At 71.0% G+C, this 22,546-nt stretch carries 20 protein-coding genes and 1 pseudogene; 15 read left to right on the forward strand and 6 right to left on the reverse strand.

Features of this window, described 5'->3' with window-relative positions; genetic code table 11:
- Positions 1-139: 139 nt before the first annotated feature.
- The 5 genes from QE438_RS15200 to QE438_RS15220 are packed head-to-tail and all read left to right on the forward strand — an operon-like array spanning position 140 to position 6,213.
- A complete protein-coding gene (locus tag QE438_RS15200) occupies positions 140-1,156 on the forward strand; it encodes an amino acid permease (protein WP_309735159.1) in 1,017 nt (338 codons plus the stop codon).
- Positions 1,156-2,607, forward strand: coding sequence for an amidase family protein (locus QE438_RS15205; protein ID WP_309736342.1), 1,452 nt, complete (start codon positions 1,156-1,158; stop codon positions 2,605-2,607). Before QE438_RS15200 ends, QE438_RS15205 begins: the two co-directional genes overlap by 1 nt.
- On the forward strand, positions 2,607-3,248 hold the full coding sequence (locus QE438_RS15210; RefSeq protein ID WP_306994490.1) for an FMN-binding negative transcriptional regulator: 642 nt from the start codon (positions 2,607-2,609) through the stop codon (positions 3,246-3,248). Before QE438_RS15205 ends, QE438_RS15210 begins: the two co-directional genes overlap by 1 nt.
- On the forward strand, positions 3,245-4,228 hold the full coding sequence (locus QE438_RS15215; protein ID WP_306994488.1) for an alpha/beta hydrolase: 984 nt from the start codon (positions 3,245-3,247) through the stop codon (positions 4,226-4,228). Before QE438_RS15210 ends, QE438_RS15215 begins: the two co-directional genes overlap by 4 nt.
- The gene (locus tag QE438_RS15220) at positions 4,225-6,213 is read left to right on the forward strand and encodes a S9 family peptidase (RefSeq protein ID WP_306994487.1); all 1,989 of its coding nucleotides are present in this window, start codon (positions 4,225-4,227) and stop codon (positions 6,211-6,213) included. Before QE438_RS15215 ends, QE438_RS15220 begins: the two co-directional genes overlap by 4 nt.
- A 15-nt stretch (positions 6,214-6,228) precedes the next feature.
- Here QE438_RS15220 and QE438_RS15225 read toward each other — a convergent pair whose 3' ends face one another.
- Positions 6,229-7,662 (reverse strand): glycoside hydrolase family 30 beta sandwich domain-containing protein, encoded by a 1,434-nt coding sequence (locus tag QE438_RS15225; protein WP_306994485.1) that lies wholly within the window; start codon positions 7,660-7,662, stop codon positions 6,229-6,231.
- A 257-nt stretch (positions 7,663-7,919) separates the two neighbouring features.
- On the opposite strand from QE438_RS15225, the gene QE438_RS15230 reads away from it, so the two are divergent.
- The 4 genes from QE438_RS15230 (at position 7,920) to QE438_RS15245 (ending at position 13,639) form a co-directional block, all read left to right on the forward strand.
- Positions 7,920-10,667 carry a TonB-dependent receptor gene (locus QE438_RS15230; protein ID WP_306994483.1) on the forward strand — a complete coding sequence of 916 codons (2,748 nt, stop codon included), beginning with the start codon at positions 7,920-7,922 and terminating at the stop codon, positions 10,665-10,667.
- Positions 10,668-10,939: 272 nt separating this feature from the next.
- Positions 10,940-11,623, forward strand: coding sequence for a heavy metal response regulator transcription factor (locus tag QE438_RS15235; protein WP_130520616.1), 684 nt, complete (start codon positions 10,940-10,942; stop codon positions 11,621-11,623).
- A complete protein-coding gene (locus QE438_RS15240; RefSeq protein ID WP_306994481.1) occupies positions 11,620-13,065 on the forward strand; it encodes a heavy metal sensor histidine kinase in 1,446 nt (481 codons plus the stop codon). Before QE438_RS15235 ends, QE438_RS15240 begins: the two co-directional genes overlap by 4 nt.
- A 67-nt stretch (positions 13,066-13,132) precedes the next feature.
- Entirely contained in the window at positions 13,133-13,639 is a 507-nt protein-coding gene (locus QE438_RS15245) for a hypothetical protein (RefSeq protein WP_306994479.1), read from the forward strand.
- A 230-nt stretch (positions 13,640-13,869) separates the two neighbouring features.
- Here the strand turns inward: QE438_RS15245 and QE438_RS15250 are convergent, their stop codons facing one another.
- Positions 13,870-14,784, reverse strand: a complete 915-nt coding sequence (locus QE438_RS15250; protein ID WP_306994477.1) for a LysR family transcriptional regulator — start codon at positions 14,782-14,784, stop codon at positions 13,870-13,872.
- 100 nt (positions 14,785-14,884) lie between these two features.
- Here QE438_RS15250 and QE438_RS15255 point away from each other — a divergent pair, with 100 nt between their 5' ends.
- The 6 genes from QE438_RS15255 to QE438_RS15280 all read left to right on the forward strand — a co-directional run bounded on the left by QE438_RS15255 (position 14,885) and on the right by QE438_RS15280 (position 19,885).
- Positions 14,885-15,895 carry a zinc-binding alcohol dehydrogenase family protein gene (locus QE438_RS15255; protein WP_306994476.1) on the forward strand — a complete coding sequence of 337 codons (1,011 nt, stop codon included), beginning with the start codon at positions 14,885-14,887 and terminating at the stop codon, positions 15,893-15,895.
- A gap of 165 nt (positions 15,896-16,060) precedes the next feature.
- On the forward strand, positions 16,061-16,558 hold the full coding sequence (locus QE438_RS15260) for a hypothetical protein (RefSeq protein WP_131660515.1): 498 nt from the start codon (positions 16,061-16,063) through the stop codon (positions 16,556-16,558).
- A 54-nt stretch (positions 16,559-16,612) separates the two neighbouring features.
- The gene (gene rmuC, locus QE438_RS15265) at positions 16,613-18,199 is read left to right on the forward strand and encodes a DNA recombination protein RmuC (RefSeq protein ID WP_306994474.1); all 1,587 of its coding nucleotides are present in this window, start codon (positions 16,613-16,615) and stop codon (positions 18,197-18,199) included.
- Positions 18,200-18,633: 434 nt separating this feature from the next.
- On the forward strand, positions 18,634-18,915 hold the full coding sequence (locus QE438_RS15270) for a hypothetical protein (RefSeq protein ID WP_130520525.1): 282 nt from the start codon (positions 18,634-18,636) through the stop codon (positions 18,913-18,915).
- Positions 18,916-18,976: 61 nt separating this feature from the next.
- On the forward strand, positions 18,977-19,240 hold the full coding sequence (locus QE438_RS15275; protein WP_130520527.1) for a hypothetical protein: 264 nt from the start codon (positions 18,977-18,979) through the stop codon (positions 19,238-19,240).
- Positions 19,241-19,342: 102 nt separating this feature from the next.
- The gene (locus QE438_RS15280) at positions 19,343-19,885 is read left to right on the forward strand and encodes a glutathione peroxidase (RefSeq protein ID WP_306994471.1); all 543 of its coding nucleotides are present in this window, start codon (positions 19,343-19,345) and stop codon (positions 19,883-19,885) included.
- 72 nt (positions 19,886-19,957) lie between these two features.
- Here QE438_RS15280 and QE438_RS15285 read toward each other — a convergent pair whose 3' ends face one another.
- The 4 genes and pseudogenes from QE438_RS15285 to mlaD form a co-directional block, all read right to left on the reverse strand.
- A complete protein-coding gene (locus tag QE438_RS15285) occupies positions 19,958-20,980 on the reverse strand; it encodes a VacJ family lipoprotein (protein ID WP_306994469.1) in 1,023 nt (340 codons plus the stop codon).
- Between the two features lie 50 nt (positions 20,981-21,030).
- Positions 21,031-21,332 (reverse strand): annotated as a pseudogene (locus QE438_RS15290) (STAS domain-containing protein).
- A 7-nt stretch (positions 21,333-21,339) separates the two neighbouring features.
- Complete coding sequence (locus tag QE438_RS15295) at positions 21,340-22,005, reverse strand: ABC transporter substrate-binding protein (protein ID WP_130520533.1); 666 nt, start codon at positions 22,003-22,005, stop codon at positions 21,340-21,342.
- Complete coding sequence (gene mlaD / locus QE438_RS15300; RefSeq protein ID WP_131660521.1) at positions 22,002-22,538, reverse strand: outer membrane lipid asymmetry maintenance protein MlaD; 537 nt, start codon at positions 22,536-22,538, stop codon at positions 22,002-22,004. The genes QE438_RS15295 and mlaD overlap by 4 nt, the downstream gene beginning before the upstream one ends.
- Positions 22,539-22,546 lie beyond the last annotated feature (8 nt).

Below are 22,546 nucleotides of genomic sequence, written 5' to 3' on the forward strand. Positions count from 1 at the left end.
GCGGGCTTCGCGGGGTATCTCACCAGCCTGCTCGGCGATATCGGCGTGCACGTGCCGGCGTGGCTGGCCACCTCCACCATCACCGCGCTGCAGCACGACGGCCATACCGTGCTGGCGAACAGCGGCGGCCCTCAACCTGGTGGCCGCGCTGGCGGTGCTGGCGGCGGCCTGCGTGCTGATCGCCGGGGTCAGCCAGTCGGCGCTGGTCAATGCGGTGCTGGTGGTCATCAAGGTGGGCGTGCTGGTGTCCTTCATCGCGGTCGGGGCGCGCTACGTGGACAGCGCGCACTGGCAGCCGTTCCTGCCGGCCAACGAAGGCGGCTTCGCCTACGGCTGGCCGGGCGTGCTGCGCGCGGCGGCGATGCTGTTCTTCGCCTATCTGGGCTTCGAGACCGTGTCGATGGCGGCCTCGGAGACGCGCAACCCGCGCCGCGATGTGCCCTTCGGCATCCTCGGCTCGCTGGTGGTGTGCACGCTGCTGTACGTCGCCGCCGGCGCGGTGTTGACCGGGATCGTGCCGTTCCGCGAGCTGGGCGTGCCCGATCCGGTCGCGCTGGCGGTGGATCGCATGGGCTGGCCGTGGTTCGCGGTGCTGATCAAGATCGGCGCGCTCACCGGCCTGGGCTCGGTGCTGCTGGCCAATGGCTATGGCGTGTCGCGCGTGGCGGTGAACATCGGTCGCGATGGGCTGCTGCCGGGGCTGTTCGCGCACGTGCATCGCACCCGGCGCACGCCGTGGCTGGGCAATCTGACCTTCGGCGTGATCGCCGCGGTGCTGGCGGCGCTGCTGCCGATCGGCGTGCTCGGCGACCTGATCTGCTTAGGCATCGCCTCGGCCTTCATCGTGGTGTGCATCGCAGTGATGTGGCTGCGTTCGGCCCGGCCGGAGCTGCGCGGCGGCTTCCGCGTGCCGCTGGGCGGGGTGTGGATCGGCAAGGCCTGGATCGGCACCGTGCCGGTGCTGGGCATCGTGCTGTGCCTGACCATGATGGCGCCGGTGCTGGGCGACATGGTCCAGCAGGTGCGTCGCGGCGATCCGCTGGCCGCGCTGATCCTGGCCGGCTATGTCCTGGCCGGCGCGCTCGTCTATGTCTTCTACGGCCAGCGCCGCGCCCGGCGCCTGGCGCATGCCGCCGTGCACGCATCGGAATCCTGATGTCCTTCCCGCAAGTTCCCCTATCCCAGGCCTTGTCGCTGGGACGCCTCGACGCGCACGACCAGGCCGCACTGCTGGCGCGCGGCGAGCTGTCGCCGGCCGAACTGACCGCCGCCGCGATCGCCCGCGCGCAGCACTTCGAGCCGGCGCTGGGCGCGCTGAGCCACACCGACTTCGCGCGCGCGCTGGCGCAGGCCGCCGCGCTGTCGCGTCCCGACGCCGACGCGCCGATGCGCGGCGTGCCGTGGCTGCCGAAGGACTCGCTGCGGGTGATCGGCATGCCGACCCGCGGCGGTTCGCGCAGCCGCACCGGCGTGCCGGCCAGCGACCAGCACGCGTTCGCGCAACGCTGCGCCGACGCGGGCCTGGTCGCGCTGGGCAAGAGCGCCATGCCGGAGTTCGGCCTGATGGGCGTGACCGAACCGCTGCTCGGCCCGGTCACGCGCAACCCGTGGTCGCAGGCTTGTTCGCCCGGCGGCTCCAGCGGCGGTGCCGGCGCGGCGCTGGCCGCGGGCGTGGTGCCGCTGGCGCACGGCAGCGACGGCGCCGGTTCGATCCGCATCCCCGCCTCGGCCTGCGGGGTGGTAGGCCTCAAGCCCGGCCGCGGCACCACGGTGCGCGTGCGGGCGCGCCATCCGATCGAGGATCTGATCGTCGCCGACAGCCTGATGTCGCGCAGCGTGCGCGACAGCGCCTGGGCCTTCGCCGCGCTGCATCCCGATCGCCCGGCGCCGGTCACCGCGCCGCTGGCGCGTCCGCTGCGCATCGCGCTGGCGGCCGAGACGCTGCAGGGCGTGGCGCCCGATGCGCAGGTCGCCGCGGCGCTGGCGCAGGCGGCGGCGCTGTGCGAGTCGCTGGGACATCGGGTCGAGCTCGCCTCGCTGCCGCTATGCGGCGCGCAGGTGTTCGAGGCGGCGATGACGCTGTGGTCGCACCTGGGCGCCGATGCGCTGGACCTGGCCGAGATCGCCTTCGGCGCGGCCGGCGCGCGCACGGCCCTGGAGCCGTTCACCGTCGGCCTGTCGGACTGGAACCGCGCCCACTGCGGCGTGGCCGAGCTGGAGCGCGCCTATGCGGTGTTGGCCGCGCTGCCGGCCGCGTTCAAGGCCTTCCACGCGCGCTACGACGTGCTGCTGACGCCGACGCTGCGCGCGCCGCCGCCGCTGATCGGCACCTTCGCGCCGGACGGCGATTTCGCCGCGGTGTTCGGCGGCATGTTCGACTGGATGGGCTACACGCCGCTGCAGAACCTGGCCGGCACCCCGGCCATCAGCCTGCCGCTGGCCCACGGCGAGGACGGCCTGCCAATCGGCGTGCAGTTCGCCGCCGATCGCGGCCAGGAACCGCTGCTGCTGGCCCTGGCCCTGCAGCTCGAATCGGCCGCGCCCTGGCGCGACCGCTGGCCGCCGGTGTCGGTGGCCGCTTCTGAATCCGGCAAGGACACACACTGATGGGACATGCCCGCGACAGCCGCTTCGCCGCGCGCGACAGCAACGACCTGCTGCGCCTGCTCGCCACCCAGCCGCTGGCCTGGCTGGTGTCGGCCGGCGGTGAGGATGCCTGCTTCAGCCCGCTGCCGCTGCGCGCGCAGCTGGACGAGGCCGGCGAACTGATCGGCCTGATGGGCCACCTGGCCAGGCGCAATCCGCACGTCGCGCGCCTGGCGCGCGATCCGCTGGCCACCGCGCTGGTGCTGGGCCCGCAGGCCTATGTCTCGCCGAGCTGGCTGGACGATCGCACCCAGGCGCCGACCTGGAACTACGCCGCAGCGGTGTTCCAGCTGGAGGTCACCTTAAGCGAGGCGCCGCAGGACATCGCGACCGAACTCGATGCCCTGGTCACGCAGATGGAGGCCGGGCGCGCGCGCGCCTGGGCGCTGGAGGAGATGGGCGAGCGCTATGCGCGCCTGGCGCTCGGAGTGACCGCGCTGCGCGGCCGCATCGTGGCCCGGCATTCGACCTTCAAGCTCGGCCAGGACGAGGCCCGCCACGACTTCGCCCAGATCCTGGCGGGGCTGAGCGCCGGCGGCGAGGACACGCTGGTGGCGTGGATGCGCGACTTCGCCGAGCGCGAACACGGAGGCGCCGCATGAGTGCCTCGCTGGATGCGCTTGACCCGCAGCTGCGCCGTTTCGTCGAGGGTGTATGCGAGGAAGGCACGCGCCTGCGCGCAGGCCGCGCGCTGGACTGGCCACAGCGGCGCGAGATCGCCGCGCAGGTGCGTGCGCCCTGGTGCGCGGGCGGCCCGGCGATGCAGCATGTCGAAGACCATAGGCTGGAAGCCGAAGGCCAGGCCTTCCGCGTGCGCGTGCTGCGCCCGTCCACCGCACCGAAGAACGCACCGGCCCTGTTCTACCTCCACGGCGGCGGCTGGTGCATGTTCAGCATCGACACGCACGACCGGCTGCTGCGCACCTACGCGCACGAGGCAGGCGTGGTGGTGGTGGCGATCGATTACGCGCTCTCGCCCGAGCATCGCTATCCGCTGGCGCTGCAGCAGTGCGAGGCCGCGCTGGCCTGGCTGCGCGCGCAGGCAGGGACGCTGGGTATCGACGCCGGGCAGCTGGCGCTGGGCGGCGACTCGGCCGGCGGCAATCTGGCCGTCGCCACCGCGCTGCGGCTGCGCCAGGCGCAGGCCTTGTCCGGCGTGCGGGCCCTGCTGCTCAATTACGGGGCCTTCGATACGCGGATCTCCGCCGCCGCGGCGCGCCTGGGCACCCCGGAGGATCTGCTGACCGTGGCGGAGATGGAAGAATTCTGGACCAGCTACCTCGGCCCCGACGCGATGAGCAACGACGATCCCCTGGCGCAGCCGCTGCGCGCCGACCTGCACGGCCTGCCGCCGGCCCTGCTGCTCTACGGCGACCGCGACGTGCTGGGCGAACAGAGCGTCCTCATGGCCCAGCGCCTGCGCGAGGCCGGTGGTCAGGTCGAGCTGCGCCGCTACCTGGGCGCGCCGCATAGTTTCGTCGAGGCCATGGCCGTGTCCGAGCAGGCACGCGCGGCGGTGGCCACGGGCGCGGCCTGGCTGCGCCGCCATCTGGTTTGTTCCTCGCAGGAGAGCGCCGCATGAAGCGGATCGTGTTGAGCTGCCTGTTCGCCGCGTGTTGCGGCATGGGCGCGATGTCGGCGGGGGCGCAGACGCCCGCGTCCCCGCATCTGCCGACGCCGGCCGACTTCGTCGCGCTGGCGCAGGTGGGCGATCCGCAGATCAGCCCGGATGGCGCGCGCATCGCCTACGGCGTGGCCACGCCGCAGGGCGATGGCAAGCCCGCGCACCGGCAGCTGCAGCTGATCGCCGCGACCGGCAAGGCCGCGCCGCGGCCGCTGGACGGCGCGGGCAAGGCCGACGACAGCGCGCCGCAGTGGTCGGCCGACGGGCGCCAGCTCCTGTTCCTGTCCGATCGTGCCTTGCCCGGCGCCGAGGCGGCGCCGAAGCCCGCGGCGACGCAGGTCTGGCGCGTCGATGCCGAAGGCCGCCAGGCGCAGGCGCTGACCCGCGCGGCCAGCGACGTCGCCAGCTTCGCGCTGTCGGCCGATGGCACGCGGCTGGCGTATCTGGCGATCGATCCGCCCTCGCCGGCCATGCAGGTGCGCATCGCCGCCAAGGACGATGCGGTCGAGGTCGATCATCCCCGCCTGTTCAAGCGCCTGTGGGTGCAGGACCTGGCCGGCGGTGAGGCGCGCGTGCTGAGCCCGCCCGGCCTGCAGGTGCAGGACGTGGCCTGGGCGCCGGATGGCCGGACGCTGGCGCTGCGCGTGTCCGACGACACCACGCTGAACGGCTACTGGTACCGGTCGCGCGTGGTGCTGTTGTCGCTGGCCGATGGCACGCTCAGCCCGCCGCTGGAGCCGATGGCCTCGGCGTTCCCGCTGCAGTTCTCGCCCGACGGGACCCGGCTGCTGTACGGCCGCATCGCGCCCTACGGCATGGTCGCCACCGTGTACGCGCACGAACTGGCCAGCGGCAAGCGCGTGGCGCTGGCCGAGGACTGGCCCGGCACGCTGTGGCTGGCGCGCTGGCAGGACAGTCGCACGCTGATCGCGCAGGGGTTGCACGGCGTGCGCGGCGAATTCCTGCGCGTCGATGCCGCCACCGGCGCATGGCGCACGCTGGCTACGCCGCAGATCGCCTATCCCAGCTTCAGCACCGCGCGCACCGGGCGCACCGCCTTCATCGGCCTGCGCGACGCCCAGCCGGCCGAGGTGTGGACCCTGGACGGCGGCAAGCTCACCGCGCACACCGACACCAATCCGCAGGTCGCCGGCTGGGCGCATGGCCAGGTGCGCGAGCTGGCGTGGACGTCCTCGAAGGACGGCCGCCGCATCACCGGCGTGCTGCTCACCCCGCCCGGCTGGAAGGCCAGCACGCCGCTGCCCACGCTGGTCCAGGTGCACGGCGGACCGGCCGAGGCCTGGTGGTCGGGCTGGATGGGCTCCTGGCACGACTGGGCGCAGCTGCTGTCCACGCGCGGCTATGCCGTGTTCCTGCCCAACCCGCGCGGCTCGGAAGGGCAGGGCCGCGCCTTCACCGAGCTGGCCCGCCACGACTGGGGCGGCGCCGACTTCCAGGACCTGCTCGACGGCGTGGACATGCTCGAACGCGAGGGCGTGATCGACCCGCAGCGCCTAGGCATCGGCGGCTGGAGCTACGGCGGCTACATGTCGGCCTGGGCGGTGACCCAGTCCAAGCGCTTCAAGACCGCGATCGTCGGCGCGGGCGTGATCGACATCGGCGCCGCAGCCTTGACCACCGACGTGCCGACCTACGCGCCGGGCTACTTCGGCGACCCGGTGACCCACCGCGCCGAGTACGACGCGCATTCGCCGATCCGCTACGTGGACCGGGTGAGCGCGCCGGTGCTGATCCTGCACGGCGAGGCCGACGCACGCGTGCCGCTGAGCCAGGGACAGATGTTCTATCGCGCGCTCAAGTTCCATGGCACGCCGGTGGAGATGGTGACCTATCCGCGCGGGCCGCACTGGTTCACCGAGCAGGCCGCCGGCCGCGACGTCCAGCAGCGCGTGCTGGACTGGCTCGACACGCACCTGCGCTGAGGCTCCGGACAGGCCCTAGCGCGCCGGCGCCCAGGTGAAGGTCGCCAGCGTGCGCGCGGGCAGAGTGGCGTGGAAGCCGACCGCGCCCTCGCGCACCGAGAACGTGCGCGGCGCCTGCGCACTGTTGGTGACCACCAGCACGCGCCCACCGTCGGCGTTGACGAAGGCCACATTGTCCACGCCGTCCATCTCGCCGCTGGACTCCACGCGCCGCGCGCCGGGCCGTACGAAGCGGCTGGCATGGGCCAGCGCGTAGTACTCGTCGGTGCGGGTGACCGCGCCGCTGCGGGTGTCGACGTCGACCACGCCGCGGCAGGTGTCGCAGCCGCCCGCGTGCGGGCCGCCGTCCTGGTCCAGCACCAGGTTCCAGAACAGCACGCCGCGCGCGCCCTGGCGCACCGATTCGATGATCAGGCGGCGCGCCTGCAGGGTCAGGCCGCCGCTGCGCAGCGGTTCCCAGTCGCCGCCCGAACACTCGGTCAGGTAGACGTCCTTGTCGGGAAAAGCCTGCTGCACCCTGGACTGCGCGTCCGGCGTGCCACCGTAGCAATGCCAGGCTACCGCGGCAATGTAGCGGTTGGCCTTGGTATCGCGCAGCACGGCCAGCGGTTCCTCGGGCTTGTCCCAGTTGTGGTCCCAGTCGAACAGCAGCGGCGCCGCCCGGCCGCGCGCCGCCAGCAGCGGGCCGAGGTGCTCGCCGATGAAGCGGGCCCGCGCCGGCGCGTTGAGGCGCATGCCGGGATAGTCCTTGGGCTCGAAATCCGGCTCGTTCTGCACGGTCAGCGCCCAGATCGGGATGCCTTGCTGTGCGTAGGCGTCGACATAGCGCAGCAGATAGCGGGCGAACGCGTCGTAGGCCGCCGGGTCGAGCGTGCCGCGCACCAGGCTGCGGTTGGACTTCATCCACGCCGGCGCGCTCCACGGCGAGGCCATGACCTTGAGCTGCGGATTGATCGCCAGCGCCGCGCGCGTCACCGGCACCACATCGCCCAGGTTGGGCGCAATGGAGAAGTGCGCCAGCTGTGGATCGGGCGCATCGCCCGGCGTGTCGTCCAGCGAATAGTGGTGCCGCGAGAAATCCGAGGCGCCGATGGTCAGCCGGGTGAAGCCCAGGCCCAGCCCGCCGTCCTGGCGGCCGAACAGCTCGCGCAGCAGCGCCTCGCGCGCATGCGCCGACAGCTGCTGCAGCACCTGCGCGGAGGCATCGGTGATCGAGGCACCGAAGCCGACCATCGCCTGGCGCGGCGCATCGGCCTGGACCTCGATCGCGATCGGCAGCGCCACCGGCGCGCCCAGCGCGATGGGCGCCATCGGCGCCAGCGCCTGGCGATGATCGTGCGTGGTCAGCCACGCCTGCACCTGCGCCGGCTCCGGCTCCGACGCAGTGGCGCACAGGGCGAAGGCGAGGAACAGGCCGGGCAGGCCTGTGCGAAACGACTGCCGGTTCATGCCGCGCGGCCTCATCGACGGCCCCACAACCTGCCTCAAGCCTGCGCCAATGACATGCTGCGCCGCGCAAGATCCGCATCGCGCGGCGTGTGTCGGCGGCGCTTTGGCGTGGCGCACGTGCAATCGATTGCTTCAAGGCGTGCAATCGATTGACACGCTTTGGCAGATGGCCGTATCACGGCGCCTGTCAGACGCCTGGGAGGGCAATGAAGATGACGTCCACTCCATCACGGGGGCCGTGCGCCTCCGCCCGTCGCATGCTTGTCGTTCGCCGTCTGGCCAGCGCCTGTTGCCTGGCGCTGCTGGCGCTGCAGGCGCAGGCCCAGCAGACCGATCCGGCCCCTGCAAGCCAGACGCAGGACGCCAAGACCCTGGACAGCGTCAAGGTCACCGGCATCCGCGCGGCCATCGCCAATGCGGTGGAGAAGAAGGCCGAGGCCACCTCGATCGTGGAGACCATCTCGGCCGAGGACCTGGGCAAGCTGCCCGATGTATCCATCGCCGATTCGCTCTCGCGCCTGCCCGGTCTGGCCACCCAGCGCGTGGACGGCCGCGCCCAGGTGATCAACATCCGCGGCATGTCCGAGCAGTTCGCCGGCACCCTGCTCAACGGGCGCGAACAGGTCAGCACCGGCGACAGCCGCGGCGTGGAATTCGACCAGTACCCGTCCGAGCTGATCAACGCGGTCACCGTCTACAAGACCCCGGACGCGGCGCTGATCGGCCAGGGCCTGTCCGGCACGGTGGACCTGCAGACCATCCGCCCGCTGGATCTGTCCGAGCGCCGCATCGTGTTCGGCGGGCAGGGCGAGTACAACTCGCTGGGCAAGCTCAGCGACGACGGCAAGGAGCGCGGCTATCGTGCCAGCGCGTCCTACGTGGACCAGTTCGCGGGCGACACCATCGGCGTGGCCCTGGGCGTGGCGCGGCTCAACTCGCCCTTCCAGGAGCAGCACTACAAGTCGTGGTGGTGGGCGGACCTGGACGGCGTGGACTGGGGCGATCCGCCGCAGGCCGGGCGCCCGACCAACGCGATCACGCTCGAAGGCGCCGAGGGCTGGATCAAGTCGCGCGACCTGCAGCGCGATGGCGTGATGGGCGTGTTCGAGTTCAAGCCCAACGACCGCTTCCATTCGATCCTGGACCTGTACTACTCCAAGTTCGACCAGGACGAGGTGATGCACGGGACGATGTGGAACAACGACCCGTGGTTCGTCGGCGAGAACGGGCAGGGCGTGAGCTTCTCCAACGCCGCCACCACCGACAAGGACGGTCGTCCGGTGGTGACCAGCGGCACCTTGAACAACGTGCAGCCGCTGGTGCGCAACGACAGCAACCGGCGCCAGGACAAGCTGTTCTCGGTCGGCTGGAACAACGTCTTCAAGCTCGGCCAGGCCAGCACGCTCACCGCCGACCTGAGCTATTCGCGCGCCAAGCGCGACCAGTCCGCGCTGGAGCTGTATGCCGGGCGCCTGGACGGCCAGTCGATCGACTTCGACCTGAAGACCTCGCCGGGCTATTCGCAGTTCGCCCTGCCGGACATGGCCGATCCCAATGCCGTCTATCTGTGGGATCCGCAGCACTACAACCACGACGGGCGCCTGGAGAACTCGCGGCAGAAGGACACCATCAAGGCCGGCCGCTTCAACTTCAATCATGAGCTGGACAACGCCGTGGTGCGCAGCGTCGATGTCGGCGTCAACCTCAACAAGCGCACCAAGGAGAAGTCGGCCGAGGTGTACTTCGCCTTCCTGCCGGGCGAGGTGCCGCAGCGGGTCGATCCTTCGCTGCTGGACGCGCCGGTGTCGCTGGACTTCACCGGCATGGGCAACGTGCTGGCGTTCAACCCGTGGGCGCTGATGGACCGCTACTACGACGTGGTGCTGAGCGAATCCAACGACGACCAGCGCAAGGACTTCACCGTCGAGGAAAAGGTCAACACCTACTACGTGCGCGCCAACCTGGACATGGACCTGACCGACCGCATCCGCGTGCGCGGCAACGCGGGCATGCAGTACATCACCACCGACCAGTCCTCCACCGGCTTCAACGCCTCCAACACCTCGCAGATCACGCCGCTGACGCTGGGCACGCAGTACAGCGACTTCCTGCCCAGCGTGAACCTGATCTTCGACTTCGGCGAAGGCTGGCTGATCCGCGCCTCGGCGGCCAAGGTGATGATGCGCCCGCCGATCAACTACCTCAGCGCCGATGCCGGCGCCGGTGTGATCGACAGCGGCGCCGAGGCCGGCCGTTGGTCGGGCAGCGGCGGCAACCCGCGGCTGGAGCCTTACCGGGCGATGGCCTTCGACCTGTCCTTCGAGAAGTACTTCGGAGAAGGCAGTTACGTGGGCCTGGCGCTGTTCCGCAAGAACCTGCAGACCTACATCTACCGGCAGAACCTGACCTGGGACTTCAGCGGCTACACGCCCGATCCGGACGGCACCCAGCCGATCTCCAACATCGGCAACTTCAACACCTGGGCCAACGGCAAGGGCGGCTACATGCGCGGCGCCGAGCTGTCCACCGCGCTGTCGGGCGGCCTGATCAGCGATGCGCTGTCCGGCTTCGGCACCCAGCTCAACATCAGCTACACCGCCTCCTCGATCGATCCGGACCCCAACGACAACACGCCCGGCACCGACACCATCCCGGGCCTGTCCAAGATCGTGGCCAACGCCACGGTGTACTACGAGCAGCACGGCTTCTCGGCGCGCCTGAGCCAACGCTATCGCGACGGCTACCGCGGCGAGTACAGCGCCCTGTTCGGCCAGCGCCAGTACCGCAACACGCTCAGCGAGCGCACGCTGGACTTCCAGCTCAGCTACGCCTTCCCCAAGGGCAGCGCGCTGGAGGGCCTGACCCTGATCGGGCAGGTCAACAACCTCACCGACGAGCCGTTCCGCACCGAGGTCAGCGAGAGCACCGGCACCGGGCTGTTCTTCCCCGAGGAGTACACCAAGTACGGCCGCCAGTACCTGCTCGGCTTCCGCTACGAGCTGTAGAGCGGAGCTTGCTCCGCTGCGGCTTCCCCAATGATCCAGCTGCCATAGAGCGGAGCTTGCTCCGCCGGGCCTTCCCAACGATCCGGCCGAAGTGCAGCGGAGCAAGCTCCGCTCTACCGGGCGGCAGCGCGGTTCATGCAACACTGCTTGAATCGCTGACAGAATCGTCAGCGTGCTGTCAGGAAGGCGTTGGGACCCGGTGGACACACTGGGTCCGTACCTTTCGACAGGACCGCCGCATGAGCATCGCTCCCGCCACCTACCACGACGCCATGAAACTGCTGATCATCGAGGACGAGCCCAAGACCGCCGGCTACCTGACCCGGGGCCTGGGCGAGCAGGGCTATAGCGTCGACCATGCCGCCAACGGCGTGGACGGCCTGCACCTGGCCCTGACCGGCGACTACGACGCCATCGTGCTGGACGTGATGCTGCCGGGCATGGACGGGCTGCAGGTGATGCAGTCCCTGCGCGCCCAGCGCGACACGCCGGTGATCATGCTCACCGCGCGCGATCAGGTCGACGACCGCCTGCGCGGCCTGGGCGCGGGCGCCGACGACTACCTGATCAAGCCGTTCTCCTTCCTCGAGCTGCTCGCCCGCGTGCAGGCCATCACCCGCCGCGGCCGTGCCCACGAGTCCACCCAGATCCAGGTCGGCGACCTGCACATCGATCTGCTCGCCCGCCGCGCCACCCGCCGCGGCCGCCGCCTGAACCTGTCGGCCAAGGAGTTCGCGCTGCTGGCCGCGCTGGCGCGCCGCCGCTCGCAGATCCTGTCCAAGACCGTGATCACCGAGACGGTGTGGGACATCAACTTCGACACCAACACCAACGTGGTGGAAGTGGCGATCAAGCGCCTGCGCGCCAAGCTGGAGTATCCGGGCGAGACCAAGCTGCTGCACACCGTGCGCGGCATGGGCTACGTGCTGGAGCAGCGCGAGGGCGAAGTGGCATGACCACCCGCTCCATCGCGGCGCGGCTGGCCCTGATGTTCGGGCTGGCGGCCACGGTGGTGCTGGCGGTGCTGGCCGTCTCGCTGTTCCTGTTCCAGTCCTACGAGCTGCAGCGCAACCAGCGCGAGCAGCTCAGCGCGCGGCTGATGCTGGTCGAGCGCCTGGCCCAGCGCGCCAACGACGCCGAGCACTGGTCGTACTTCCGCGAGAAGCTGGCCGACTTCACGCCCGAGGACGGCAGCCTGTACTTCCTGGCCGACAGCGCGGACGCACGCTTCCGCGTAGGCAACGGCTTCCTGGACCGGGCCAGCTTCGATGCGCATGGCGAGGGCTTCGGCAGCGCCTCGCTGCCCAACGGCCAGCGCTACATCACCCTGACCCACGCCCTGCCGGCGATGGGCGAGCGCCCGGCGGTGCAGCTGATGGTCGCCGCCGGCCGGCGCGACGTGGAGGCGGCCGAGTGGCTGCAGGCCGTCGGCATCGTCGTGCTGTGCGTGGTCGCCATCGGCGCGGTGTCCGGGCTGGGCTGGTGGATCGCCCGGCGCGGCCTGGCGCCGGTGGACCGGCTGAGCGAACACGCCCGCCGCCTCGACGTTCGCGACGTCACCCTGCGCCTGCCGGCCAACGATCTGCCGACCGAGCTCGACGGCCTGGTGGTCTCGCTCAACGAGGCCCTGACCCGACTGCAGCGCGCCTACGAGCAGCTCAACGCGTTCAACGCCGATGTGGCCCACGAACTGCGCACGCCGCTGGGCAATCTGATCGGCGAGACCCAGGTGACGCTCTCGCGCGCCCGCACGACCGAGGAGATGGAGGCCACGCTGCAGTCCAACCTGGAGGAGCTCGAGCGCCTGCGCAACATCGTCAACTCGATGCTGTTCCTGGCCCGCGCCGACCGCGGCGAGACCGCGCGCGACCTGGTCGAGGTCTCGCTCAACGAGGCCACCACGCACGCGGCCGAGTTCATGGAAATGCTGATGGAGGACGCCGGCCTGGAGCTGCGCATCCGGGGCGATGCGCGCGCCTGCGTGGAGCAGTCGCTGTACGCGCGGGCCATCACCAACCTGCTGGACAACGCGCTGCGCCATGGCGCGGCCGGCAGCGCGGTGGACGTGGACATCGCCGAGGGGCCGGACGCGGTGACGGTGACCGTGCGCAACCAGGCCGCGCCGATCCCGCCGGAGAAGCTGGCACACCTGTTCGACCGCTTCTACCGCGCCGATCCCTCGCGCACCGGCAGCGACCAGAGCCACGGCCTGGGCCTGGCCATCGTCAAGGCGGTGGCCCAGCTGCATGGCGGCAGCGTGTTCGCGCAGTCGCGCGGGGGCAAGGTCGCCATCGGCCTGCGCCTGCCGCGGGTCACCCCGGCCCAATCGCTGGCCCGCGTCGACAAGCCCGGCCGCGCCGGGCGCGAACCCGCGCAGCTGCCGCAGCCCTCGCACTGACCGACGCGTTTACAGTGCACGGGTCGGCCCCCCGGGGCCGCCGTGCCGAAGGACCGCGTCGCCCGCCATGCTCGTCCCCCTGCTGTCCACCCTCCTGGCCGCCGCCGCGGCCACCGCGCCGACCGCGCGCGCCGTCACCGTGCAGACGCAGGTGCCGGCCCACTGCCTTGCCCTGTACCAGGACGCGCCGCACGGCAGCCATCTGCTGGTCTCGGCCGATACCTTGCAGGCGCTGGCCGATGAGCGCGGCGACGGCCTGCCGCTGGATGCGCGCATGGTGCGGATCATGGGCAAGCGCGCCAAGGCGGTGCTGGCCGCAGCCAAGGACCAGCCGGCCGATGCGCAGGGCTGCCAGCCGGTGTCGCTGGCGCCGCTGCACGATGCCGGCTACGTGGCGATTCCCCTGATCGAGGCCGGCCGCGTGGCGGTGTGGTCGGCGCAGTCAAACGCGCTGGCGGCCACGCTGCGCATCCGCCAGGACAGCTGCGGCCTGGACGCCCCGGCCGGCGGCTTCAGCGCCACCATCGACGGCGAGGCCACCGCCTTCTTCGCGATGATCACCTGCGTGACCTGACCGCCAGCCGCGGGTGATCTGCGGGAGCAGCTGTCTCTTCCAATCGCCTCGCGCCCTCCTTGTAGAGCGGAGCTTGCTACGCTGCTCTTCGTTCGGTTCTTAGGGAAGGCCCCAGCGGAGCAAGCTCCGCTCTACAGGTGGCGGCGCGTTGGGCCGATGGCGGCGAGGGAATTGAACGGCGAAGCCTCATCGACGGCGTGGCGGCTCCCATGGAGCGCTTCTTCAACCCCCTAAGGTTGCAATCGATCCGTTCCGGCCAGCGCCTGCAGGCGCTGCGCCAGCAGCGCGTGCAGCTGGCGCACGGCGGGCGAGAACTGGCGCCGGTGCGGGCACACCAGCAGGATCGGGAAGGGTTCGCCGAACTGCGGCAGCAGCCACTCCAGCCGGCCGGCGGCGATGTCGCGGTGCACGTCCAGCCACGACTTGTAGGCGATGCCGTGCCCGGCCAGCGCCCACTGCCGGGTCACATCGGCATTGTTGCTGAGCAGCTGGCCGCGCACCTGCACCACTTGGCGCTGGCCGTCCACCTCGAAGTTCCAGCGGTCGTAGGCGCGGCCGCCGAGCATGTACAGCACCGCCTCGTGCTCGCGCAGGTCCTCCAGGCGTTCGGGCCGCCCGCGCTGGGCGAGATAGCGCGGCGAGGCGACCAGCACGTGGCGGTTGTCGGGCAGCAGCGGCAGGGTCACGTAGCGCGCGTCGTCGAAGCGCCCCTGCCGCACCGCCGCGTCCACCGGTTCGCGGAACACGTCGGTGACCTGGTCGGACAGCAGCAGCTGCACGCTCAGCCTGGGGTGGGCTGCGTGGAAGTCGTCCAGGCACGGCAGCAGGATGTTGCGGCCCAGGTCGGAGGGGGCGGCCAGGCGCAGGGTGCCGGACAGCGGCGCATCGTCGCCGCGCAGGCGTTCGCGGCCCTGGCGCAGGGTGTCCAGCACCTCGCGCGCGGTCTCCAGGTACTGCTCGCCCTCGGCGGTCAGGCGCAGGGCGCGGGTGGTGCGCACGAACAGGCGCAGGTCCAGCTCGCGCTCCAGCCGCTTGATCGCCGCGCTGGCCTGGCCGGGCAGCAGGCCGGCCTCGCGCGCGGCCGCCGAAAAGCTGCCCAGCGCCGCGGTGCGCACGAACAGGGCCAGGTCCTCGAGCCGGATCATTTGCGCTCCTGGAGTGAAAGTGATGCTCGATTCTGCCGGTTAACATGGCAAAACGCGCGGAGGAAGATGGGCGCCTGTCCCCACCTCACGGAGCTTCCCCATGAAAGCCGTCGCCTATCTCCAGGCTGGCCTGCCCATCGACGACCCGGCCGCGCTGGTCGATGTCGACCTGCCCCAGCCCGTGCCGGGCCCGCGCGACCTGCTGGTCAAGGTCCACGCCGTCTCGGTCAACCCGGTCGACACCAAGGTGCGCCATCGCGCGCAGGTGACCGAGCCGCGCGTGCTCGGCTGGGATGCGGTCGGCACGGTCGAGGCGGTGGGCGAGGCGGTGACCCTGTTCAAGCCGGGCGAGGTCGTCTACTACGCCGGGTCGATCAACCGCCCGGGCAGCAATGCGCAATACCAGCTGGTGGACGAGCGCATCGTCGCGCGCAAGCCGGCCAGCCTGGACGACGCCCAGGCCGCGGCGCTGCCGCTGACCGCCATTACCGCCTGGGAGCTGCTGTTCGACCGCCTGCGCATCCCCGAGGGCCAGGGCGAGGGCCAGGTGCTGCTGGTCACCGGCGCGGCCGGCGGCGTGGGCTCGATCCTGGTGCAGCTGGCGCGCAAGCTGACCGCGCTGACCGTGGTCGGCACCGCCTCGCGCCCCGAGACCCAGGCCTGGGTGCGCGAACTGGGCGCGCATCACGTGATTGACCACAGCCAGCCGCTGGGTCCGCAGCTGCAGGCGCTGGGCATCGAACAGGTCCAGCACGTGGCCAGCCTCACCCACACCGGCAGCTACTACAGCCAGTTCATCGAACTGCTGGCGCCGCAGGGCCAGCTGGCGCTGATCGACGACCTGCCCTCGCTGGATGCGATGCCGCTCAAGCCCAAGAGCATTTCGCTGCACTGGGAATCGATGTTCACCCGCTCGGTGTTCCAGACCCCGGACATGCAGGCCCAGCACGACCTGCTTACCCGCGTGGCCGCGCTGATCGACGCCGGCACCCTGCGCACCACCTTCGGCGAGCACTACGGGACGATCAGCGCCGCCAACCTGCGCCGCGCCCATGCCCTGGTCGAGAGCGGCAAGGCCAAGGGCAAGCTGGTGCTGGAAGGCTTCGACTGAGGCCATCCTCCCCCGACCCCCGACCCCCGACCCCCGACCCCCGACCCCTGATCCCTGATCCCTGATCCCTGATCCCTGATCCCTGATCCCTGATCCCTGATCCCTGATCCCTGATCCCTGCGTCCACGCGGCATACTCGCGGCCCACACAGGGAGCGAGTCGCCATTGGACGCGCCAGCGCCGCACACCGCACAGCACTACCGCGCCACGCCGGCCGCACGCATCGGCGCGGGCGTGCTGGCGGCGCTGCTGCTGGCGCTGAGCGCGGCCGGGTTGCGCGGCGGCAGCCTCGGGCTGGCGCTCTTCGCGCTGGTGCCGGCGGCGCTGCTGGTCGCCGGCGTGTGGCGGCTGCGGCTCACGCTCGAGGCCGGTGCGCTGCAGGTCCGCACCTTGTTCGGCGTGCGTCGCATCGCGCTGGCGCAGGTCGCGCGCGCCTGGCTGTCGGCGCCGCGCGGTCTGTGGTCCTACGGCCGCGCCGTGCCCATGCTCGGGCTCGCGCCGCGCCAGGGGCCGCCGCTGGTGATCGGCCTGCAGGCCTTGCCGGCGGCGGCGCTGGTCGAGCTGGGCCGCCGCCTGGCGCCCTACGGCGTGCGCATCGAAGTGGCCGACACGCCCGCCGCGCGCCGCCTGGCGCGCCGCATCTGGCAGTTGCCCAGACGTTAGAAGCCGGGCACCCAGGCGCAATGCCTGAGACCCGCGGCCGATACACTGCGCGCCATGCAAGCCGACACTCTGATCCTGGGCGCGCTGATCGCCCTCGTCCTGCTCCTGCAGCTGGTCCTGCTGCTGCGCCGCGGCCAGCACGCCACGCTCGAGCACGCCCTGCGCGAGGAACAGCGCAACGGCCGCAGCGAACTGCGCGAACAGCTCGATGGCCTGGCCCGCCAGCAGGACGCGCGGCTGGATCTGTTCGCCCGCAACCTCACCGACCTGTCCACCCGCACCGACACGCGCCTGGACCAGCTGCGCGAGGCGCTGGGCGAGGACGCGCGCAAGGCCCGCGCCGAGGGTAGCGAGGCCCAGCAGCGCACCGCCGAACTGCTCGGCGCGCGCCTTCAGGACATGCGCACCCAGCTGGACGCCTTCGGCCATCAGCAGGAGGCGCGCATCGTCGCCTTCGGCCAGCAGCTGGCCGAACTGATCGCGCGCAGCGACACGCACATGGCGACGCTGCGCGAGCAGCTGGCCGAGGACAGCCGCAAGGCACGCAGCGAAAGCGGCGAATCGCTGGGCCGCTTCAACGAGCAGCTCGGCCTGCGCCTGACCGAGCTGACCCAGCGCAACGAGACCCGCATCAGCGAGATGCGCGCCACGCTCGACCAACAGCTGCAGCGCCTGCAGGCCGATAACGCCGCCAGGCTCGAGCAGATGCGCGTGACCGTGGACGAGAAGCTGCAGGGCACGCTCAACGAGCGCCTGGATGCGTCGTTCAAGCTGGTCTCCGAGCGGCTGGAGCAGGTGCAGCGCGGCCTGGGCGAGATGCAGCAGCTGGCCACCGGCGTGGGCGACCTCAAGCGCGTGCTGACCAACGTCAAGTCGCGCGGCGGCTGGGGCGAGGTGCAGCTGGAGAGCATCCTCGAACAGACCCTCACCGCCGAGCAGTACCAGCGCGGGGTCAAACTGCGCGAGGACGGCAACGAGATGGTCGACTTCGCCGTGCGCCTGCCCGGACGCGGCGCGCAGGATGCGCCGGTGTGGCTGCCGCTGGATTCCAAGTTCCCGCACGAGGACTACGAGAAGCTGCTCAACGCGCAGGAGGCCGGCGACGCCGAGGCCGTGCGCGCCACCGGCGCGCAGCTGGAACGCGCCATCCGCGTGCAGGCCCGCTCCATCTGCGAGAAGTACATCGTGCCGCCGCGCACGACCGATTTCGCGGTGATGTTCCTGCCTACCGAAGGCCTGTATGCCGAAGTGATCCGCCGCCCAGGCCTGGTCGATCTGCTGCAGCGCGAGCATCGCGTGGTGATCGCCGGCCCGACCACGGTGACCGCGCTGCTCAACAGCCTGCAGATGGGCTTCCGCACCCTGGCCATCGAGCAGCGCTCCAGCGAGGTGTGGGCGCTGCTGGGCGCGGTGAAGGGCGAGTTCGGCAAGTTCGCCGGCATCCTGGAAAAGGCCGAGAAGCAGATCCACACCGTCGGCAAGAGCCTGGGCGATGCCAGCCGCAAGACCCGCACCATCGAGCGCAAGCTGCGCGGCGTGGAAACGCTGGTCGGCGCGCAATCGCAGGCGCTGCTGGGCGAGGACCTGATCGGCGATGCCGACGAGGGCGCCGCTGCGGGTGGCGAGGACGAGGAAGCCTGACCGCGGGGCTCGGTGTCTGGCGGCGCGTTCGCCGACACCTGCAGCCGTGCGCTCCTGCGACTGCAGCGACAGACGCGCTCGAGTGCCGCCGCGCAGGCTCCGTCGCGTAAGACCTCACTACCGTCGTTCCCGCGAAAGCGGGAACCCAGCGACTTCCTCTGCAAACAGCAAAGACGCTGGACCGTCAGACATGCGTCTGCCGAAAAGCACCTCCCGCGTTCGCGGGAATGCCCGACGCTTTGTGCGTGTCCAGTCTCGGAAGGCAGTTCAAAGTTCATAGCGAGTGCGCGTCCATCGCGTGGAGCGTGGCATCCGCGTCGCCATGAAGCGCTGCGCCTGTGCGGCCCCTCACGTTTCCGGAACGGCCGCGCGCGTAGGTTCCAGATCTGCGACTGGGTGCGACCGGCATGTGGCGCATACCAGGAGCTGGATCCATGGCGCAGTCGCAGGTGGCGATGTTCTCGTTCACCCTTGGCGGGAACAACAGCATCGGTCCCGCCGAACTGCGTGAGCTCTGGGCCCGCGCCAGCGGCGTCAACGCGGTCCATGTCGGCCGGCGCCTTCAGCCCTACGGCGATGACCGTCCCACCTACACCTTGTATGGCCCGCAGAACCTGTGCGGCGTGCGCGAAGTCAGTCAGCGCCTGTGCGCCCTGCTCGAGGCCCGGCATCTGAATGCCAGGGTCGTCACGCTCTGCGGCATCGCCGGTGTGTGATCCCGCGCAAGGAGACCGCCACGAAGGTCCGGCCGTCCCACGTGCGTCGCAGGAGTCTTCGATGAACGACCAGGTCCGCCGCTACTACCGCTTCGTCCGCGCCAATACCAGCACGGAGCGGATGATGCGCGAGGTCGTCGGCTCGCTCGAGGAGCTGGGCCTGCTCGGCCATACCGTGTCCATCGGCGCCATCCACGGCCCGCCCTGCGTCGATGCGGCGGGCACCTGCACGCTGGTCGTCAGCGTGCGCGCCTACCCGGACTGGCTGCTGGCCGCCGCGCCGGTGCTCGACCGGCGTGGCCTGGTCGCCCGCGCGCGGGACTGACGAGACGGGCGTTCACGTGCCTGCAGGGTTGGCGGAAGCGGGCGTCAACATTTCCAGCCTAGACTAGCGGCCCGTTCTCCCATCCAGCCCGAGTCCGCGCCGATGACCAGCCTGTACGACATTCCCCTCACCACCATCGATGGCCAGCCGGCCAAGCTCGGCGATTACCGCGGCAAGGTGCTGCTGGTGGTCAACGTCGCGTCCAAGTGCGGCCTGACGCCGCAGTACGCCGGCCTGGAAGCGCTATACCGCGACAAGCACGACGCCGGCCTGGAAGTGCTCGGCTTCCCGGCCAACAACTTCAAGGAGCAGGAGCCGGGCAGCGATGCGGAGATCGCCAGCTTCTGCAGCACCGAGTACGACGTGACCTTCCCGCTGTTCTCCAAGATCTCGGTGGCCGGCAACAGCGTGCATCCGCTGTACCAGGCGTTGGTCAACGCCCAGCCGGTGGCCATCGGCGAAGGCCCGCTGCGCGAGAAGCTCAAGGGCCTGGACATCAAGGTCAATCCGGCGCCGGGCGTGCTGTGGAACTTCGAGAAGTTCCTGATCGGTCGCGACGGCCGCGTCGTGGCGCGCTTCTCGCCGGACGTGGCGGCCGACGACGCACGCCTGCGCGAGGCCGTGGACGCCGCGCTGGCCGCCTGATCGCCAACGTCCCGCCGCAAACGAAGAAGGCCGCCTGCGAGGGCGGCCTTCTTCGTTGAGGCGCGCCTGATATCAGCGCGCGTTGGGCATGATGGTGGGAATGGCGTCCATCGGCACGGTCGGATTGTCGTCGTCGTCGCGCAGATAGGCCGGCAGGTCGTCGTTGGCGTGACCCTTGCGGCGGCTGCGCTCGCCTTCGTCGCTGATCTGGTAGTTGCGGCGCTGCAGCCAGCCGTCGCGGAACAGCGCGTACTCGTCCACCGCGCCTTCGCGGATCGAGTCCAGCGACATCAGCTGGGTGCGCACGTCGACCAGCTGCAGGCCCTGCAGGAAGATGCGCGCCTTGTCGTTCTCCACGCGCTGCACCGGCGAGAGCGGCGCATCGCCGATCAGGCCGAAGGTGTCGCGCACGGTGCGCGGCCCGAACAGCGGCAGCTCAAGATAGCGCGACTGGCGCCAGCCCCACACGCCCAGGGTCTGACCGAAGTCCTCGCTGGTGTTGGGCACCTGATCGCGAGTGGCCACATCGACCACGCCGCCGACGCCGGCGGTGGTGTTGATCAGGAACCGACCCAGCGCGTCCCAGGCCTCGCCCGGCTTGCCCTGCAGCAGGCTGTTGACCACCGTCAGCGGCTGACCCAGGTTGTCGAAGAAGTTGTGCACGCCGTTGCGCACCGGGCGCGGGACCACCTTGATGTAGGCGGTGGCCAGCGGCTTGGCGACATTGCGATCGACCACGTTGTTGAAGGCGTGGACCTTGCGGTTCCACTTCTCCCACGGGTCGTAGCTGGGCGGCGCGCCCTCGGCCGGCGGCGGCAGTGTGGGATCGGCGACCGGGTCGTAGATCGCGCTGTAGTCGTTCTCGGCGCTGGTCGGCGGCGCGCTCGTCGCCGTGCTGGGCGCGGCCGCGGTCGGCGCGGTCGCCTGGGCGATCGGAGCGGCTGGCGGCGGTTCGACCGCGGGCGCGGCGGCGGCAGGAGGGGGGGGCGGCACGGTGGCGCCGGCCGACGGCGCCGCCGGCTTGGTGGCGTTGGAGGCGCAGCCGACCAGCAGCAGGCCGGTCAGCAGCGGGGACAACAGATGCAAGGTCTTCATTCCTAAGATCCCTTCAGGGGGCGGACCGACGCAATGTCGGCGCCGGGCAATCAAGCCGGCTGATAATCCAGCGCCGGTGTCAGGCGATACGCAGCGCACAGCTCGGCCAGGCCGGACGCGGCGCCTTCCACGGTGACCGGGCCGCTGCCCGCGCGGCGCGCAGGCGCGCGGCCAGCGCGACCAGCAGCGCCAGGCCGGCGCTGTCCAGCGCCGACACGGCCGACACGTCCAGCCGCCGCGCGCCGTCCAGCGCGCGCTGCGCGGAGGGCCACAGGGCCTGCGCGGCGGCCCGGTCCAGCGCCCCGCTGAAGACCAGGGCCGTGCCCTCGCGCCGGAGTGTCGCGGTGCTCATCGGCGGCTCAACGCTGGCCGGTGTCGCCGGAGGCCTGCATGCGGCCGGCGCGCAGGTCGGCGGTGACCTGGGCGATGGACTTCTGCCGCAGCGGACCGTCGAACTGGTTCTTGAAGGTCTGCACGTAGGAGATGCCTTCGATCATCACGTCGAAGATCTTCCACTGGCCGCCGACGTTGCGCATCAGGTAGTCCACCGGCACCGGGTCGCCGCTCTCGCGCAGCATCTCGCTGGACACGCGCACGCCCTTGCCGTTGGGCAGCGGGGTCTCGGACTTGATCCGCACGCGCAGGCGCGAGTTGAAGTCCAGCAGCGACTGGCCGTAGCGCGCGGTCAGGTTGTCGGCCAGCGCATCGGCGAAGCCGCTCACCTCCGCATCGGACGCACCGCGGCCGTGCACGCCCAGCACCAGGCGCGCGGCGTAGTTGCCGTCGAAGGCGGTGTTGAACTCGGTCTTGATGAACGCCTTCAGCGCGGCCGGGTTGGCCTTGAACTCGGCGCGGCGCTGCTCCAGCGTGGTCAGCACGCGGGTGGACTGGCTCAGCACCACCGCGCTGGCCGAGCCCTGCGCCGGCGCGGCGGCCGAAGCGGCGGAGGCCTGCGCCAGAACGGCGGTCGGTGCGGCGGCGGCCAGGACGGCGGCCAGGGCGAGGGTGATCGTGGAACGCTTCATGGGGTATCTCCCTTGGGGGCGGGCGCCGCCGGCGCAGGCGCCGGGCTGGCGGTGGAATCGTCGCCAGCCGGCTTGCCACCGCCGCTGAACATGTACTTGCCGACCAGCTGCAGCAGGTCCACTGCGGGCTGGGTGTAGGTGATCTCGTCGCCGGCCTTGAGCACGTCCGGGTCGCCGCCGGGCGACAGGCCGACGTAGTTCTCGCCCAGCAGGCCGCTGGTGAAGATCCCGGCCGCGGTGTCGGCCGGCAGGCCCTTGTACTGGCCGTCGATGCGCAGGGTCACCACCGAGTCGAAGGACTTGGGATCCAGCGCGATGCTGGCGACCTGGCCGACCACCACCCCGCCGATCTTCACCGGCGCCTGGACGCGCAGCTGGCCCAGGTTGGTGAAGCGGGCCTTGAGGTCGTAGCCGCCTCCGCCGAAGCCGAAGGAACGGTTGGTCGAGGCCAGCGCCAGCACCAGCAGCGAGGCCAGCGCCAGCAGCAGGAAGGCGCCGACGGCAAATTCGAGTCGTGGTCCGCGTGCGGCCATTAGAGGTC

The organism is Pseudoxanthomonas sp. SORGH_AS_0997 (assembly GCF_031453535.1).
In the GTDB taxonomy this organism is placed as follows: Bacteria; Pseudomonadota; Gammaproteobacteria; order Xanthomonadales; family Xanthomonadaceae; genus Pseudoxanthomonas_A; species Pseudoxanthomonas_A winnipegensis.

What these genes read in the sequence shown, in the direction of transcription:
- QE438_RS15245 (WP_306994479.1), top strand. Translation starts at nt 13,133, where the DNA reads ATGCTCGTCCCCCTGCTGTCCACCCTCCTGGCCGCCGCCGCGGCCACC.
- QE438_RS15230 (WP_306994483.1), top strand. Translation starts at nt 7,920, where the DNA reads ATGCTTGTCGTTCGCCGTCTGGCCAGCGCCTGTTGCCTGGCGCTGCTG.
- QE438_RS15210 (WP_306994490.1), top strand. Translation starts at nt 2,607, where the DNA reads ATGGGACATGCCCGCGACAGCCGCTTCGCCGCGCGCGACAGCAACGAC.
- QE438_RS15275 (WP_130520527.1), top strand. Translation starts at nt 18,977, where the DNA reads ATGAACGACCAGGTCCGCCGCTACTACCGCTTCGTCCGCGCCAATACC.
- QE438_RS15285 (WP_306994469.1), bottom strand. Translation starts at nt 20,980, where the DNA reads ATGAAGACCTTGCATCTGTTGTCCCCGCTGCTGACCGGCCTGCTGCTG.
- rmuC (WP_306994474.1), top strand. Translation starts at nt 16,613, where the DNA reads ATGCAAGCCGACACTCTGATCCTGGGCGCGCTGATCGCCCTCGTCCTG.
- QE438_RS15235 (WP_130520616.1), top strand. Translation starts at nt 10,940, where the DNA reads ATGAAACTGCTGATCATCGAGGACGAGCCCAAGACCGCCGGCTACCTG.
- mlaD (WP_131660521.1), bottom strand. Translation starts at nt 22,538, where the DNA reads ATGGCCGCACGCGGACCACGACTCGAATTTGCCGTCGGCGCCTTCCTG.
- QE438_RS15240 (WP_306994481.1), top strand. Translation starts at nt 11,620, where the DNA reads ATGACCACCCGCTCCATCGCGGCGCGGCTGGCCCTGATGTTCGGGCTG.
- QE438_RS15295 (WP_130520533.1), bottom strand. Translation starts at nt 22,005, where the DNA reads ATGAAGCGTTCCACGATCACCCTCGCCCTGGCCGCCGTCCTGGCCGCC.
- QE438_RS15255 (WP_306994476.1), top strand. Translation starts at nt 14,885, where the DNA reads ATGAAAGCCGTCGCCTATCTCCAGGCTGGCCTGCCCATCGACGACCCG.
- QE438_RS15250 (WP_306994477.1), bottom strand. Translation starts at nt 14,784, where the DNA reads ATGATCCGGCTCGAGGACCTGGCCCTGTTCGTGCGCACCGCGGCGCTG.
- QE438_RS15280 (WP_306994471.1), top strand. Translation starts at nt 19,343, where the DNA reads ATGACCAGCCTGTACGACATTCCCCTCACCACCATCGATGGCCAGCCG.
- QE438_RS15205 (WP_309736342.1), top strand. Translation starts at nt 1,156, where the DNA reads ATGTCCTTCCCGCAAGTTCCCCTATCCCAGGCCTTGTCGCTGGGACGC.
- QE438_RS15225 (WP_306994485.1), bottom strand. Translation starts at nt 7,662, where the DNA reads ATGAACCGGCAGTCGTTTCGCACAGGCCTGCCCGGCCTGTTCCTCGCC.
- QE438_RS15215 (WP_306994488.1), top strand. Translation starts at nt 3,245, where the DNA reads ATGAGTGCCTCGCTGGATGCGCTTGACCCGCAGCTGCGCCGTTTCGTC.
- QE438_RS15220 (WP_306994487.1), top strand. Translation starts at nt 4,225, where the DNA reads ATGAAGCGGATCGTGTTGAGCTGCCTGTTCGCCGCGTGTTGCGGCATG.
- QE438_RS15270 (WP_130520525.1), top strand. Translation starts at nt 18,634, where the DNA reads ATGGCGCAGTCGCAGGTGGCGATGTTCTCGTTCACCCTTGGCGGGAAC.